Annotated in this window: 14 protein-coding genes; 6 read left to right on the plus strand and 8 right to left on the minus strand. The window is 67.9% G+C overall.

Going from position 1 to position 14,444, the window contains the following annotated elements; genetic code table 11:
• Positions 1–294: 294 nt before the first annotated feature.
• From FOZ76_RS00005 to FOZ76_RS00030, 6 genes are all read right to left on the minus strand, one after another.
• A complete protein-coding gene (locus FOZ76_RS00005) occupies positions 295–1,065 on the minus strand; it encodes an enoyl-CoA hydratase/isomerase family protein (protein ID WP_143946066.1) in 771 nt (256 codons plus the stop codon).
• A 128-nt stretch (positions 1,066–1,193) separates the two neighbouring features.
• Positions 1,194–2,276, minus strand: coding sequence for a serine hydrolase domain-containing protein (locus FOZ76_RS00010; protein ID WP_143946067.1), 1,083 nt, complete (start codon positions 2,274–2,276; stop codon positions 1,194–1,196).
• A 37-nt stretch (positions 2,277–2,313) separates the two neighbouring features.
• Positions 2,314–2,913: a DUF2076 domain-containing protein gene (locus FOZ76_RS00015; protein ID WP_143946068.1), complete on the minus strand. Its 600-nt coding sequence runs from the start codon at positions 2,911–2,913 to the stop codon at positions 2,314–2,316.
• 145 nt (positions 2,914–3,058) lie between these two features.
• Positions 3,059–3,817, minus strand: a complete 759-nt coding sequence (locus FOZ76_RS00020) for a Crp/Fnr family transcriptional regulator (protein WP_143946069.1) — start codon at positions 3,815–3,817, stop codon at positions 3,059–3,061.
• Positions 3,818–3,926: 109 nt separating this feature from the next.
• Entirely contained in the window at positions 3,927–4,664 is a 738-nt protein-coding gene (locus FOZ76_RS00025) for an aspartate/glutamate racemase family protein (RefSeq protein ID WP_143946070.1), read from the minus strand.
• Positions 4,665–4,678: 14 nt separating this feature from the next.
• Positions 4,679–5,458 carry an ABC transporter ATP-binding protein gene (locus FOZ76_RS00030; protein ID WP_143946071.1) on the minus strand — a complete coding sequence of 260 codons (780 nt, stop codon included), beginning with the start codon at positions 5,456–5,458 and terminating at the stop codon, positions 4,679–4,681.
• 134 nt (positions 5,459–5,592) lie between these two features.
• Between FOZ76_RS00030 and FOZ76_RS00035 the strand changes: the two genes are divergently transcribed.
• From FOZ76_RS00035 to FOZ76_RS00055, 5 genes are all read left to right on the plus strand, one after another.
• Positions 5,593–6,579, plus strand: a complete 987-nt coding sequence (locus tag FOZ76_RS00035) for an ABC transporter substrate-binding protein (RefSeq protein ID WP_143946072.1) — start codon at positions 5,593–5,595, stop codon at positions 6,577–6,579.
• 24 nt (positions 6,580–6,603) lie between these two features.
• Positions 6,604–7,689 carry a CapA family protein gene (locus FOZ76_RS00040; RefSeq protein WP_143946073.1) on the plus strand — a complete coding sequence of 362 codons (1,086 nt, stop codon included), beginning with the start codon at positions 6,604–6,606 and terminating at the stop codon, positions 7,687–7,689.
• A 16-nt stretch (positions 7,690–7,705) separates the two neighbouring features.
• On the plus strand, positions 7,706–8,503 hold the full coding sequence (locus tag FOZ76_RS00045; protein ID WP_211365895.1) for an ABC transporter permease: 798 nt from the start codon (positions 7,706–7,708) through the stop codon (positions 8,501–8,503).
• Between the two features lie 161 nt (positions 8,504–8,664).
• On the plus strand, positions 8,665–10,050 hold the full coding sequence (locus FOZ76_RS00050) for an amidohydrolase family protein (RefSeq protein ID WP_143946075.1): 1,386 nt from the start codon (positions 8,665–8,667) through the stop codon (positions 10,048–10,050).
• Between the two features lie 145 nt (positions 10,051–10,195).
• Entirely contained in the window at positions 10,196–11,914 is a 1,719-nt protein-coding gene (locus FOZ76_RS00055; protein WP_281282909.1) for a SulP family inorganic anion transporter, read from the plus strand.
• Between the two features lie 30 nt (positions 11,915–11,944).
• On the opposite strand, the gene FOZ76_RS00060 is transcribed toward FOZ76_RS00055, so the two are convergent.
• A complete protein-coding gene (locus FOZ76_RS00060; RefSeq protein WP_143946077.1) occupies positions 11,945–13,009 on the minus strand; it encodes an MBL fold metallo-hydrolase in 1,065 nt (354 codons plus the stop codon).
• 84 nt (positions 13,010–13,093) lie between these two features.
• Here FOZ76_RS00060 and FOZ76_RS00065 point away from each other — a divergent pair, with 84 nt between their 5' ends.
• Positions 13,094–13,495: a MerR family transcriptional regulator gene (locus tag FOZ76_RS00065; RefSeq protein WP_143946078.1), complete on the plus strand. Its 402-nt coding sequence runs from the start codon at positions 13,094–13,096 to the stop codon at positions 13,493–13,495.
• A 16-nt stretch (positions 13,496–13,511) separates the two neighbouring features.
• Here FOZ76_RS00065 and FOZ76_RS00070 read toward each other — a convergent pair whose 3' ends face one another.
• Positions 13,512–14,432: an alpha/beta hydrolase gene (locus FOZ76_RS00070; RefSeq protein ID WP_143946079.1), complete on the minus strand. Its 921-nt coding sequence runs from the start codon at positions 14,430–14,432 to the stop codon at positions 13,512–13,514.
• Positions 14,433–14,444 lie beyond the last annotated feature (12 nt).

Below are 14,444 nucleotides of genomic sequence, written 5' to 3' on the forward strand. Positions count from 1 at the left end.
GCGTGCAGACCGCGTCGGTCGACACCCTTCAGATATGGCTGCTGCGCGTGCTGGATGCGGCGAAGCTGGACGACGTGTTCGAGGACTGATCGAGCCGCCGCGGCACGAGCCGACGTGCCCGTGCTGCGGCTTCTTGCTCGGGCCCGCCGCCCCAAAACCTGCACCCTACAAGCCGGATCCGGTGAGCCCTGGATCGCATCGCCGCAGTGTCATACCGCAGCGTGGCGCGCGCAGCGCCATGGATACCTGATCTGCAAAGCAGCCAGGCGCCGCAAGGCCATAGCCATGCGAACCTCAGCGGCGGAACACCGCCGGCCGCTTTTCCAGGAAGGCCTTGACGCCCTCGTCGAACTCGGTCGAGCCGAAGGCGGTCGCCTGTGCGTAGGCCTCGATCTCCAGGTATTCGGCCGGCGAGCGGAACGCGCTGTCCACCAGGCGCTTGGTGAGCCCGAGCGACACGGCGGGGCCGTCGGCGATCTGGGCGGCCAGCGCCAGCGCCTGCTCCTCGAGCGCCTCGGCGGGCGCGACGCGGCCGATCATGCCCATCGCCAGCGCCTCCTCGGGCGACACCTTGCGGTTGGAGAGCAGCAGATCCTTGGCGCGCTGCGCACCCACGGAACGCGTGAGCGACCAGGCTAGGCCGAGGTCGGGCGCGGCGCCCAGCTTGGCGAAACCGCCCATGAAATAGGCGTTGTCGGCGGACATGACGATGTCGCCCAGCAACGCGAACGAAAGCCCGGCGCCCACGGCCGGGCCGTTGACGGCGGTGATGATGGGCTTCTCGCAGGTCATCAGCGGGAGCAGCCAGGCGTGGCTGGAGGCCATGCGCGTGCGGATCGCCGGCGCCGAACGGTCCCCGCGCATGGTGCGGATGTCGCCGCCGGCGCAGAACACCCCCTGTGTGCCGGTGAGGACCAGGCAGCGCTGCTCGGGGTCGCCCAGGAAGGCCGGCACGTGCTCGATGAAGCCCTGCTTCATCTCGAAGCTCAGCGCATTGCGCGACTCGGGCTGGTTCAGGCGGAAAACGGTCACGGGACCATGGCGTTCGACGATAAGAGCGGACATCGGCTGTCTCCAGGTAAGCAGCTCGCGCATCGGACCACGGACCACGGGCGGCGCCGGATCGCGGCGAGCGTCGGTGTGAGGGAGTAACGTCCGGCATTATCGCGCCGGGACGCGGCCGTGCGGCGGCGCTACGCTCTGCCCTGCGCCGCCGCCACGATCCGGCCCAGCAGGGTCTGGTGCAACATCCGGGCGTAGCCGTCGCTGCCGGTCGGGGCGCTGGTGTCGGAGGTGAACACCACCGTCAGGCCGAGCCCGGGCAGGATGTAGAGCAGTTGCCCGCCGTAGCCCCAGGCGTAGTACAGCGGCTCGCCAGCCACCTGGGAAACGAACCAGCCGTAGCCGTAGCCGTCGCCCGTGAACGGAGAACGGGTGCGCGCCAGCCAGGAAGCCGTGATCCAGTCCGCAGGCAGCACCCGCTCGCCATCGGCGAGGCCGCCCTGTCGATACAGCTCGCCGACGCGCAGCAGGGCGCGCGGCGAGAGCGCCATGTTGTTGCCGCCCAGGTAGATGCCCTGCGGGTCGCGGTCCCAGGGCGAGAATGCGATGCCCAGCGGTTCGCCCAACCATGTGCGCGCCAACGCGAGCGTGCTGCGTCCGGTCTGCGCGGTGAGGATCGCCGACAACAGGTGGGTGCTGCCGGTCGAATAGAGCATGACGCCGCCGGGCTCGGCCACCATGGGGCGGGTCAAGACGTAGTCGACCCAGTTCGCGCTCGCGATCCAGCGCCCGTAATACTGACCGGACGTGCGCTCCAGGCCGGCGCGCATGGTCAGCAGGTCCTCGACCGTGATGTCCTTCACGCGGGGATCGGCCTGCGCCGGCAATGGACGGCCCAGCAGCGATACGGCCCGGGCCCGGACATCGGGCACGGCGCCTTCGGCGATTGCCCGGCCGACGAGCGCGGACAGCAGCGACTTGGAGATCGACTTGAGATTGGTCGGACGATCCAGACTGGCACCGCCGAAGGCCTCGCCGACGACCAGGCGGCCCTCCTGGGCCACCAGCAGGGTCTGCAGCCGACGCAGCGTGCGCGCCTGCTCGAGTACCGGCGCCAGATCCTGCGCAGACAGGCGGAGCGCCGCCCCGGCCGGGCCCGAGGCGGGCACAGAGACGCCGGACGGCGCCGCCTGAGCGCGGACCCGCAACGCGGGCCAAGCGGCGAGCGCACCTGCGAGCATGGCGAGAGTCAGACGGCGGCGCGATCCGGCCATGGTGGACGCTCCTGCCGTCACATGTGCGCGCAAGGCCTTAGAAGTCACCCATGTCCATGTCGTCCATGCCGCCGCCGTCGTCCCAGCCACCTTCGTCCTGACCGGCGTCCGCGGCCGGATCGGCGGCCTGCTCGGGCGCCGGCTCCGCGGCGTGCGCCGTGTTGCCGCCACCCAACATGCCGCCGAGCAGGCTGCCCAGCATCATCCCGCCGGCCACGCCGACGGCCGTCTGTGCCGCGCCGGCAAGAAACCCGCCGCCGGCCGAACGCCCAAAGCCCGTGGATTGCGCGCCAGGCACCGCCGACGCGGCGTTCGCGGTCGGCTGCGCGGCGCTGCGGCCGAACCCGAAGCGGCCAAAGCCGCCGGCAGCGGTCCCGGCGGCGGCCGTCTGCTGGCCCGCGGCGCCGCCCGAGCGGCCGCCCTGCTGCGCCAGTTCCTGGATGCGGCGCTGCGCATTCTCGAGCGCCTGCTGCTGGATCACGACGGTCTGGGCCAGATAGTAGGCCGAGCCGGGCTGGGTGCGCATGCGCTCCTGGATCATGGCCTCGGCCTCCCCGTCGCGCGGGCCGGCCTGGCGCTCGACTGCCTCCAGACGGGAGAAGACCTGTTCGATGGCCTGACGGTCCTGTGCATTCATGATGTTGCCTCTGCAGCGAAGTTTGAAGAGCGGGCGCAGCCACGGCGACGAGCACGCGGCGAGGCACCCGCCTGCATAGACCATGCCCGGGGCCTTGCGCTCCTTTTCGTTGCATTCACTTTCAAACTACGCGCGATGGCGTGCATCAGCGACTGCTGCGCTCCAGCGCGAGCAGTTTGCGCCGATCGACGATCACGACCTGTCCCTTATGCATACGGACGACGCCCTGATCCTGCAGGCGGCTGAGCATGGCGGTCACCCACTGGCGCGTGGCGCCGACCACGTTGGCCAGATCGGCATGATTGAAGTCCGCCGCAATGCGGATCGATGCGTCTTCGGCCACGCCATAGATTTCGGAGAGCCGCACCAGCAGGTGGATCAGCCTTTCCGCGACCGAGCGTGTACCCAGCATCTGCGCCAGGGCGGAATAACACTCGCCCTTGAAAGCCAGCCCCTCGATGATGCCGACAGCAAGCGCGGGGATATCCGTCACCAGTGCGCGCAACGCCAGCCCTGGCAGCATCAACACCGTCGTGTCCATCGTCGCGACGCCGGACCATGAATGGACGCTGTTGCCGAACACCTGCGGACCGCCGACGAAGTTGCCCGCGTTCCAGTAAGCCAGCGTGATCTGCCGACCGGAAGGCGCGGTGTAGAACACGCGGACCTGGCCGCGCTCGATCAGGTAGATTCCATCATGCCGATCACCCTGGACGAAGACATCGTCACCCGCTTCGATCAACCTCGTACGGCCGCGCATTCGCACCTGTGCCTGCTCTTGTGGCGTGAGCATATCCAGCAGCGTCGAAGGGCAGCCCACGAGGCTTGCGTTCTCGGAGAGAAACAGTCCGGAGGCAATCGAATCGTGGCCGCCAGCCGCCATGGAAGGCGCGATGGTGAGCATATGGGACGGAGCCGGCAGGAAACCCGCAGTGGTGGTTCTGGACAACCCCTGACCACATGAAAGATCCGTGCCATTATTCGCGCCGGCTCGCGCGCCGACGAGATGCTCGTCAATGGTGCGGGCGGCACCGTAAAGCGGCGGCCAGCGCGTCGGAAAGGCCGGTGGAATCGGCCGCGGCGCACCGAAGCGGAGCGGCGCGTATGCCCAGTCTCGTTGCCGTGCCGGCCGTTGCGATGGCTGCCTCGAGCCCGTCGATGAGCGGCACCGGCAGCATCCGGCGCAGCGGCGCCGAGAAAGCCACCAGACCGGCGCCGCCGATGACGATCGCTTCTGCGCCATCTCGTTCGATGCAGGCGAGGCAGGTCTCGTGCAACAGCGCCACGCTCTCCTGTGCGGCGTTGACGAGCGTAGCGCCGGTCGGCTCCACGGTGCGGATGCTCGCAATGCCGTGGGCCAGTCCGCGGGCGGCCAGGTAGTCCTGCAGCATCGGTTTCCATGCCGCGCCGCCGGTGACAATGGAGAAGCGCGGCGCAGCCTGCATCGCGGCATGCACGGCAGCCTCGGCCATGCCGACGACGGGCACGTCGGACAGCTCCCGCAGTGCGTCGAGCCCCGGGTCGCCGAAGCAGGCGAGAATGATCGCATCCTGCCCTGCGTGCTGCGCGGCCCAGGCGTCCAGTGCGGCATGACTCGCCACCGCGTACGCGGCGCGCGATGCAATGTAGGCGGCACCGAACCGCCCGGTCGCGGCCGTGAAGGCGATGTCCGGGGCGAACGCCTGCGCGGCGGCCAGCACCTTGGCGGTGATCGCGGGCGTCGTGTTCGGATTGATCAGCAAGGCGCGCATGGCGGGGCCGTCCTTCAGTGCTTGAGGCAGTGGAGAATTTCGGTACGGCGCGAGAGCACGTCCACATCGACATCGTTGACGCTGCGTGGCCTCGGCGTGGGAACCTCGATCGTGCGGATGATTCTTCCCGGCGCTGCGGACATCACATGCACCAGATCCGACAACAACAGCGCTTCATCGACGTCGTGCGTGACGAACAGTACGGTGATGCGATGCCGCTCCCACACCCGCAGCAGCAACTCGTGCATGGACAGACGCGTCTGTGCATCCAGCGCGCCGAACGGTTCGTCCATGAGCAGCACTCTGGGTTGCGATGCCAGCGTGCGGGCCACCGCCACCCGTTGCTTCATGCCGCCCGAGAGCTGACCCGGGTATTTCTTTGCATGCTGGGCCAGGCCGACCTCGCGCAGCGCCTCCATGGCGCGATCCCGCAGTTCCGCTTCGGCCAGGCCGAAGCGCTTGAGCGCGAAGACGATGTTGCCCATCGCAGTGAACCAGGGAAAGAGCGCGTACTGCTGGAAGATCACGCCGACCTCCGGTGTCGGCTGCTTGACGAGTTTGCCGTCGACGTGGATGCTGCCGCCCGACGGCGTGATGAAGCCGCCGAGCGCGTTGAGCAGCGACGACTTGCCGCAGCCCGAAGGGCCGATCAGCGAGACGAACGAACCGGGTTCCAGATCGAGGTCGGTGTCGTCCAGCGCGAGGCCGGCGCCCGAGGTCGTCCTGTACGTGATTCTCAGATTGCGGATTTCCACCTTGCCCGTCGTGGCTTCGACCAGGGTTCCAGCAGACATGGGATTCCTCCTGTCGGTGCAGGCATGGTAAGGAGTGAGGCGCGCCGGGCCACGCAATTAATTGCTTGGTGCAGTGCGTCCGGCACGCAATCATCGGTGCTTCCTTTCATGCCCATGTCCAAAGGAGCTCCACCATGCGACGTCTTCTCGTCCTCATGCAGGTGTTCGTGGCTTGCCTCGTGCTGCCTCTGCCAGCGTCGGCGCAGGCGCCCAAGCCCATCACCCTTGCGGTGCAGCTCAATTCCGACATCCCGCAGATCCTGATCGCGGCCGAGCGCAAGCTGTGGGAGGAGCAAGGCCTCGACGTGCAGCTCATTCCGACGGCCACCGGCCGCGAAACGCTGGAGGCACTGGCCGGGGGACAGGCCGACTTCGCCGTGTTCGCCGATCTGCCAGCCACGATCGCGGCGCTGCGCAGGCAGCCCTTCATGATCATTGCCGACGTGGCCCGGTACAACGGGCAGCGCGCCATCGCCTCGAAGAAGCGCATGAAGAAGTTCGACTCTCCCGCCGACCTCGATGGCGTGAGGCTGGGTACGACCCTGGGCACCAGTGTCGAATACCTCACCGCGGTGTTGCTGCAGCGTGGCAACGCAACCGCGACGATCGTCAATGCGACGCCGGCGGACCTCATCCCCGCGCTCGTGCGGGGCGACATCGACGCCAGCGTTCCCTTCCCGAGCGTCTATGCGCAGGCGAAGAAACTGCTCGGCGACGACTACATGGAACTCAAGGCCACCGGATACGCCGCGCACATCCTGCTGGCAACCTCGCCGGCCATGATCAAGGACCGCCCGGACGACGTGGAGAAGTTCCTTCGTGCCGTGCTGCAAGGCGAGGAGGTTGTGGTGAACGATCCCACTGCGGCCAAGGAAGCCGTGATCCGGGCGAGCAAGGGCGTGATGACGCTGGACGTGCTGGATTCCATGTGGCCCGACTACGACCATCGCCTGATCCTGACGAACGATCTGGCCACGTACATGAGCGAGCAGGCTGCCTGGGTGGCCGACAAGGGCATGATCAAGGTCGAGAAAGATCAAGGCAGCCCGCAGGCGCTGCGCGGCTATATCCATGACAAGCCGCTGGCCACGCTGGCGCCCGAGCGCGTGCGGCTGGACTGAAGTCGGCCGGCTTCGAGCAGCCCGATGGCGTCCGCGATCCTCGCGCTGGCCGGCGACTTCGTCGCGATCCGGCCGCAGCACGCGCCCGGCGAGAAGGCGTGCGCGGTGCACGCGCTGCTGCACGCGTCCGACCTGGCCATCGGAAACTTCGAAATGGCCCTTGCCGAGGGCGGCGTGCCGCTGGAGAAGACCGGGGTCCGCAGGGCGGATCCTGCCGTTGGCCCGACCTTGGGCGTGATCGGCTTCGATGTGCTGTCCGTCGCGAACAACCACACGGTGGACTACGGGTGGGAGGGGCTCGAGAGCACGATGCGCTCGCTTCGCGGCGCCGGCTGCAGCGTCATCGGCGGCGGAAGCACGCTCGACGAGGCGGCGGCGCCCGTGATTCGCCACGTGAACGGGCTGCGCATCGGCGTGCTGGCGTATTCGTGCCTCACACCCGCGGGCGCACGCGCCACCGAGGCCGGGCCGGGCATCGCATGCATCCGCATCCGCACAAGCTACGAAATCAACCCCCTGATCCAGATCGAGGAGCCCGGGGATCCGTCGGCCGTGGCCATACGCACCTGGCCGCTCGACGAGGATCTGCGCGACGCCGTACGCCGCGTGCGGCAACTGCGCGAACAGTGCGAGCATGTCGTGGTGAGCCTGCACTGGGGGTTCGGCAGCGGGGGAGCGCTTGCGGAATACCAGGCGCCCCTGGCGCGTTCGCTGATCGACGCGGGCGCGAGCGTGATCCACGGTCATCACCCGCATGCCGTGCAAGGTGTGGAATTTCATCGCGGCCGACCGATTCTCTACAGCGCCGGTATCTATATGGCCGAGCAATGGTCCCAGCCTGCGTCGCCGGTGGTGATGAAGATGCGCGCCGGCATGTCGAAGGACGGCTATGTGGCGTACGTGCAGCTATGCGCGGGCGAGGTGGCGCGGGTATGCCTGCACCCTATCGTGCTCGACGACGCGCACCAGCCGACCCGGGCAACGGGCACGGACTTCGAGCGTATCGCCCGGCAACTGGTGTGGCTGTCCACGCCGCTGGGCACGCGAATAGCCGTCGAGGGCGCCGCGATCTGCGCAGCGCCTTCCGGACAGACGATCAATCAAGGGTGACCCAATGGACCAGACCATGACGGCTGCAGCCAACGTTCCGCACATGCGGATCGCCAGGTTTTTTTCCATCTTCGTCGAACCCGCCAAGGTCCTGGTGTCCCTGGCCGGCGTGGTCTGCGTGTGGTGGCTGTTCGCAGCCAGCGGTGTCGTGTCCACCGATCTGTTTCCGTCGCCGCCGGCGGTGTGGGCCGCCGCCGTGGAGATGTACCGGAGCGGCACGATGTGGCTCGACCTGAGCGCGTCGCTCAAGCGCGCCATCGTCGGATTCAGCATCGGCTCGATCGTCGGCATCATCGTAGGCCTGCTGACGTCGAGGACGCGTTTTTTCCGCTTCGCGCTCAATCCCTTCCTCACGCTGGCCCGCCCGATTCCCGTCATCGCCCTGGTGCCGGTGGCGATCGTCTGGTTCGGCATCGGAGACGAGTCGAAGTATGCGGTGATTTCCTTCGCCGTCGGCCTGACCGTGTGGCTCAACACGCACCACGGCATGGAACATGTGCCGCAGACCTACATCCGCGCCTCCCGCTCGCTCGGCGCGCCGCTCGCCCGCGAGTTCTTCCAGGTGGTTATCCCGGCGTCGGCGCCGCACATCCTCGCCGGCCTGCGCATGGGCGCGGCGCTGGCCTTTCTCAGCCTTGTTGCGGCGGAACTCACGGGGGCGTCGTCGGGTATCGGCTACCGCTTGCAGGAAGCACGCCAGTACTTGCGCATGGACCGCATGTTCGTCGGACTGATCCAGCTCGGTGTGCTGGGCGCGCTGCTGGACCTGCTGTTCGTGGTCCTGGGTCGGCGTGTGGTGCATTGGGAGCAGTGAGCGCGGGTCCGGCACGGTCCGGGCGCAAACCGCCGGCGCCGGCGCTTTCTTCGGCCGCCGCGCCGGCGCAGATTGCGCCGCCCTCGCGCGGCAATTAATTGCTGTGCGTTCGCGTTTCGGGCGGCTACCCTGCAGCAAGACCAACTCACGGGCAGCACAGCGTGAACACACCATTCGAAGCGCTCCGTTCCCCTTCGTACGCGATCGCACCGGCGCTCGTCGTGACGCCGCAAGGTCCGGTTCGCGACTGCGTGGTGGTGGTGGCTTCCGGAAAGATCGCATCGGTCGAGACGATGCAATCGTTCCGGGAGCGGCAACCCGACGAACCGGTGCTCGAACTCAGGCACACCGCCATGATGCCCGGCATGGTCGATGCGCACACGCACGCGGGCCAGACTTTCGGCAAGGCGCACATCTGCGGCGAGCCCACCCAGATCTGGCGGCGGATCTGGGTGCCTCTGGAAGACGCGCTCGACGAAAGACGCGCCTATCTGTCGGCAAAGCTGATGTTCCTGGAAGCGTTGCGGGGCGGTTTCACCACCCTCGTGAATTTCAATCGCAATTCGCCGGAGAACAATGAAGCCGTGCATCGGGCGGCGGTCGATTCCGGAATCCGGCTCGTGTCGGGCGTGGCTGCGTCGACGGATTCTCCGTCCGCCGCCCACGTCATCCGGACCGCGCAAGACCACGTATCCGCCTGCCGTGCGCATCCGCGGGTACATCCGTCGCTGTGCTTCGGCTTCTACGGCGAGTCCCTGGCGGGCCTGGAGCTGGCAGCGCTGTCGGAGATCGGCAAGTTCTGCGTCGAAGACAAGCTGCTGTTCCAGATGCATTCCAACGAACACTTCCCCGACGTGCACGACTGCATCGTCCGTTTCGGCAAGCGGCCCATCGAACTCTGGAACGAACTCGGTATTCTGCACCGCCTCACGCTGCTGCATCACGCCACGCTGGTCAGCGCGAATGAAGTCGCCTTGCTGGAGGATACCGGCGCGGGGGTGAGCTACAACCCGGTGGCGAGCCAGTGGAAGGGCAACGCCGTCGCACCCGCGCTGGAATATGCGCGCCGAGGCATAGCGATGGGCCTGGGCACGGACGCAACGCGCATGGACGGGTTCCGGAACATGGACGCCGCCGAGAGCTGTCAGCGCATTGCGCACGGCATGCCGGTTCTGGACTTCTCTTGCGGTGCAGGCTGGACCTGGGTCGAGGCGGCGACGCGCGGCGGGGCAAGGGCAAGCGGTCTGGGCTCGATCACGGGTGCGATCGAGCCCGGCCTGGCCGCGGACTATCTCCTGCTCGACACCCGGATGCCCGAGCTGCTGCCGTCCTGCGACTTCGAATGGGAGCTCGTGCGGTTCTACCAACGCGACCAGATCCGCGCCGTCGTCGTCGGCGGCAATCTCGTGATGGTGAACGGCCGGCCGGTCGGCTGGGACATGGATGCGTTCATGGAAGAGACCGGGGTGGCCGCGCAGGAGATGCTCGAGGAAGCCCGCATTACCCGAGTGCATGCCGTCTCCAGCACGTTGCGCCCAGGCAAATAGGCGGGACGTCGCTTGCGGCGGGCGCCCGGCTCGGCCATCGGGTCGCCGGGTGTCGGCGGGCGCGGAGCCGAGCCGGGTGCCGCGACGGAAGGCACGAATCGCCTAACGCTTCCTAGTGATAAGCTTATGCCCCATGCGGGCAATGATGCGGCGTTGGCTTCCTTTTCTCGCGTGGCGACGCCCCACGCTTTCAGTCATCGGGGCGGACGCCCGGGCCGGGATCGCCGTCGGGCTGGTGCTCATCCCGCAAGCCGTGGCCTATGCAGTGCTGGCCGGCATGCCGCCCATCACGGGGCTGTACGCAGCCCTGCTGCCCGCCGTCATCGGCGTGCTCTGGGGCTCCTGCAACCTGCTCGGCGCCGGCCCCACCGCGCTCACCTCCATGCTCGTCGCCGGCTCGCTCGCCGGGATGGCCGCCGTCGCCTCGCCGGAATGGGTCGAACTGGCGATCTGGCTGGCCCTGCTCGCAGGCGTCATGCAGATCCTGCTCGGCTCGCTCAAGCTCGGCTCCATCGTCAACTTCCTCTCGGGCCCCGTGATCGGCGCCTTCACCCAGGCAGCCGCCGTGCTGATCCTGCTGTCCCAACTGGGCGGGATGCTCGGCGTGAACGCCCAGCAGGTGCAGGCCATGATCGCCATGGGCGGCGGCGCGGGCGCGGTCTGGCAGACTCTGCATTGGGGGGCATTCGCGTTCGGCGTCGGCACGCTGGCCTTCCTGCTCGTGCTCAAGAAGCACAGCCGCCGCTTTCCGCTGATTCTGATCGCCGGCGTGGTGTGCACGCTCATCAGTTGGCTCACGCCGTTTCATGTCTCCGGGGGCGCCATCGTGGGCGACCTGCCCTCGGGCCTGCCCCAACTCGTGCTGCCGGGCGTGCCGAGCTGGCAGGAGATCCGCCTGCTGCTGCCCCTGGCTGCGGTGATCGCCCTGGTGAGCTTCATCGAGGCCGTCAGCAGCGCGCGCGTCATCACCCGCGACCGGCGCGAGCGCTGGAACGAGAACCAGGAGCTGATCGGCCAGGGCCTGGCCAAGGTGGCTTCGGGGCTGTCGGGGGCCTTCCCGGTGAGCGCGTCGTTCTCGCGCTCCGCGCTGTACCTCTACGCCGGTGCGGTCAGCGGCTGGGCGGCGGTCTTCACCGCGCTATGCATCGTTGCCGCGCTGCTCTGGCTGACGCCGGCGCTGGCCTGGGTGCCGGTGGCGTTTCTCGCCGCGGTGATCGTGGTGTCGGTGCTGAACCTGATCCGTCCTTCCTGGTTCATCAACCTGTGGCGCAGTTCGCGCGCCGAGGCCCTGATCGCCATCGCCACCTTCGCGGCCACGCTGATCGCCGCGCCCCAACTGCAGTGGGGCGTGCTGACCGGCTTTCTGCTCGCCCTGGTGCACTACCTCTACCAGCGCTCGCATCCGCGGCTGGTGGAAGTGTCGATCCACCCCGACGGCACGCTGCGCGACCGCGCGCGCTTCGCCCTGCCGAGGCTGGCGCCCGATCTGCTCGCCGTGCGCATGGATGCGTCGCTGAACTTCGTCAGCGCGCCCCAGCTCGAACGCTACCTGCGCGACGCCATCCAGCGCGAGCCCGGCCTGCGCCGGGTGCTGCTCGACGCGCTGCCCATCAACGACATCGATACGACCGGGCTGGACATGCTCAATACTCTGATCGCCGAGCTGCGCGACCGGGGCGTGACGTTCTACTTCGCGGCCGTGAAGAAACAGGTGGAAGACGCCTTCCGTCAGGACGGCCTGCTCAAGCGGGTGCCGGCCGAGCAGTTCTTCCGCACCGAGGCCGAGGCGGTGGCTCACCTGCGCGCGCCCGGCGAGGATGCGGACGGCACCGAGGCCAAGGGCCTCGACGCCGCCCTGGCCTGACGCGCCGGGCCGCAGCCTCGGCGCGGCGTGCTAGACCGTCTCGAAGCGGATGACGTTCTGATCGTCCAAGAAACGGCGCAGTACGCCCTGGAAGTAGAGCATGTGCAGGTGCGCCAGCGCTTCGCCGAGAGCGAAGGTGAGCTGGTGCAGGTCGAGCTTGCGGTGGAACATGATCGGCACCACGTCCGCCGCGGACATGGCGCGCTCCGCGCACGCGGTGCGCACTTCGTCCAGGCGGGCCGCGTGATGGTCGCGCTGCTGCTGGATGCGGGTGTGCAGGCCGAGGAACGGGCGCCCATGGGACGGCAGGACCAGGGTGTCCTCGGGCATGAAGGTGTACTTGTCGAGCGACGTGAGATAGAGGCGCAGCGGGTCGGCGTTGGGCTCCATGTCGTTCACGCTCACGTTGGTCGAGATGCGCGGCAGCACCATGTCGCCGGCGATGAAGATCTTTTCCTGCGCGCAGTAGAGCGACGCATGCTCGGGGGCGTGCCCTTCGCCGATGATGATCTGCCACTGCTTGCCGCCGATCTCGATCATCTGGTTGTCGACGATGCGATCGAACGACGGCGGCACCGAAGGTACAAGGTTGTTGTAGTACTTGCGGCGCTCGCGAAGCTGCTGCAGCGCCCCCTCGTCCAGCATGCCGTGACGGCGGAAGAACTGCGCCGCGTTCTCGCCGCCGGTGGCGCCGCCCTGCACCGAGGCCTGGGAGAACAGGCGCGCGGTCGTGTAGTCGGTGAGCGTCATCGCCAGCGGCGCCTCGAAGCGCTCGCAGAGCCAATCCGCCAGACCGACGTGGTCCGGATGCATGTGCGTGACCAGCACGCGCACGATGGGCAGGCCGTCCATGCCGTGCGCGAACACGTGCTCCCAGTGCGCCTTCACTTCGTCGCGCGAGATGCCGCAATCGACTACCGTCCAGCCCTCGCGCCCGTCGACGCAGTCGCGCAGCAGCCACAGGTTCACGTGATCGAGCACGAACGGCAGGGGCATGCGCACCCAGCGGATGCCGGGCGCCACGTCGAATACATGGCCGGCCTCGGGCTGGGTGTCGCCCAGCGGATAATCGAGTTGTTGTTCCAGGGGATTCATCGTTTTTCCGTTTCCGCGCCGCTCGCATCGCAGCGCTACTCTGCCTACAATATCTTTACGTTTACGTAAAGTGCCAGACCCTTCATGACTTCGTCAACCACTTGGACGATATCCCAACTCGCGGAAGAGTTCGGCATCACCCCGCGGACCATCCGTTTCTACGAGGACGAGGCGATCCTGTCGCCCACGCGCCGGGGCAATCGGCGCGTGTACACCGCGCGCGACCGGGCGCACCTGAAAATGGCCGTGCGCGGGCGGCGGCTGGGGCTCTCGCTGGCCGAGATCCGCGATCTCATCGGCATGTATGCCTCGCCGCAGGATGGCCGCCGCCAGCTCGAGCGCTATCTGCAGGTGCTGCGCGAGCATCGCCGCATGCTCGAACAAAAGCGCGAGGACATCGAGCAGACGCTGGCCGAGATCGACGAACAGGAAACGCAGTGCCTGCGTCTGCTCGCGCGCAGCAGCGAGGCGAGCAGCGCCGCGTGAGAGGCTTGCCCTGCGCTCAGGCCGCGCCGGCCTCGCGCAGGAAGTCCAGGATGTGCGTGCCGAGGATCTCCTCGCCGCTGTTGAAGTGCGCCATGATCGAGGCGTGGTTGTGCCGCGGCAGTTGCAGAAAGCGCGGCGCCACCCGGCGCGCCACGGCCAGGCGATGCGCGAACTCCAGCCCGTAGATGTCGAGCAGCGGGTTCTCGAACTCGGCCGTGACGACGAAGGTGGGCAGCGGGCTGCAATGCGCGAACAGCATCGGCGAATGCCGCTCGTATACCGAGAAATCATCGCCGAAATAGGACGACACGCCGCCGGCGTTGGGATTCTCGGGCGAGCGGTCGGCACGCAGGCGCGCCGAGACCAGGATGTTGGCGGCCAGGTGCCGGCCGAGATAACCGACCCCCGAATCGAAAACGTAGCTCGCCACATGGGTGCCGCCCGCCGAATGCCCCAGCAGGGACATGCGCGCGGGGTCGCCGCCATGCTCGGCGATGTGCGTGTGCATCCACTGCACGGCGGCGGCCACGTCGTGGACCGCGTCCGGATACATCGCCTCGGGCGCCAGCCGGTACTCGATGTTCACGCCCACGAACCCATGGCGGGCGAACCAGTACAGCACATTGTCGAACATGCCCTGGGGGCCCGACTTGTCGCCACGCATGAAGGCGCCGCCATGCACGAAGGCGATCACGGGCGCGCCCGGTTTGACGGCCTTGGGCACGAAGACGTCGAGCGTCTGGCGCGGGTGCTCGCCGTAGGCCACGTCGCGCAGCACCTCGGCATGGCTGTTGTCCACGGCGGCAAGCAGGGGAGCGTAGGCGGCCTTGGCCTCGGCCGAGGCCGCGCGGATGTCCTGGTGCCAGCGCGGGCCGAGGCGGGCCATGAGTTCGCGCAGCGCCGCGGGCGCATCCTGCAGGGGAAGGGGATGGGTCATGGGTATCGGAAC

It is taken from the genome of Verticiella sediminum, from assembly GCF_007558815.1.
Lineage (GTDB): Bacteria > Pseudomonadota > Gammaproteobacteria > Burkholderiales > Burkholderiaceae_B > Verticiella > Verticiella sediminum.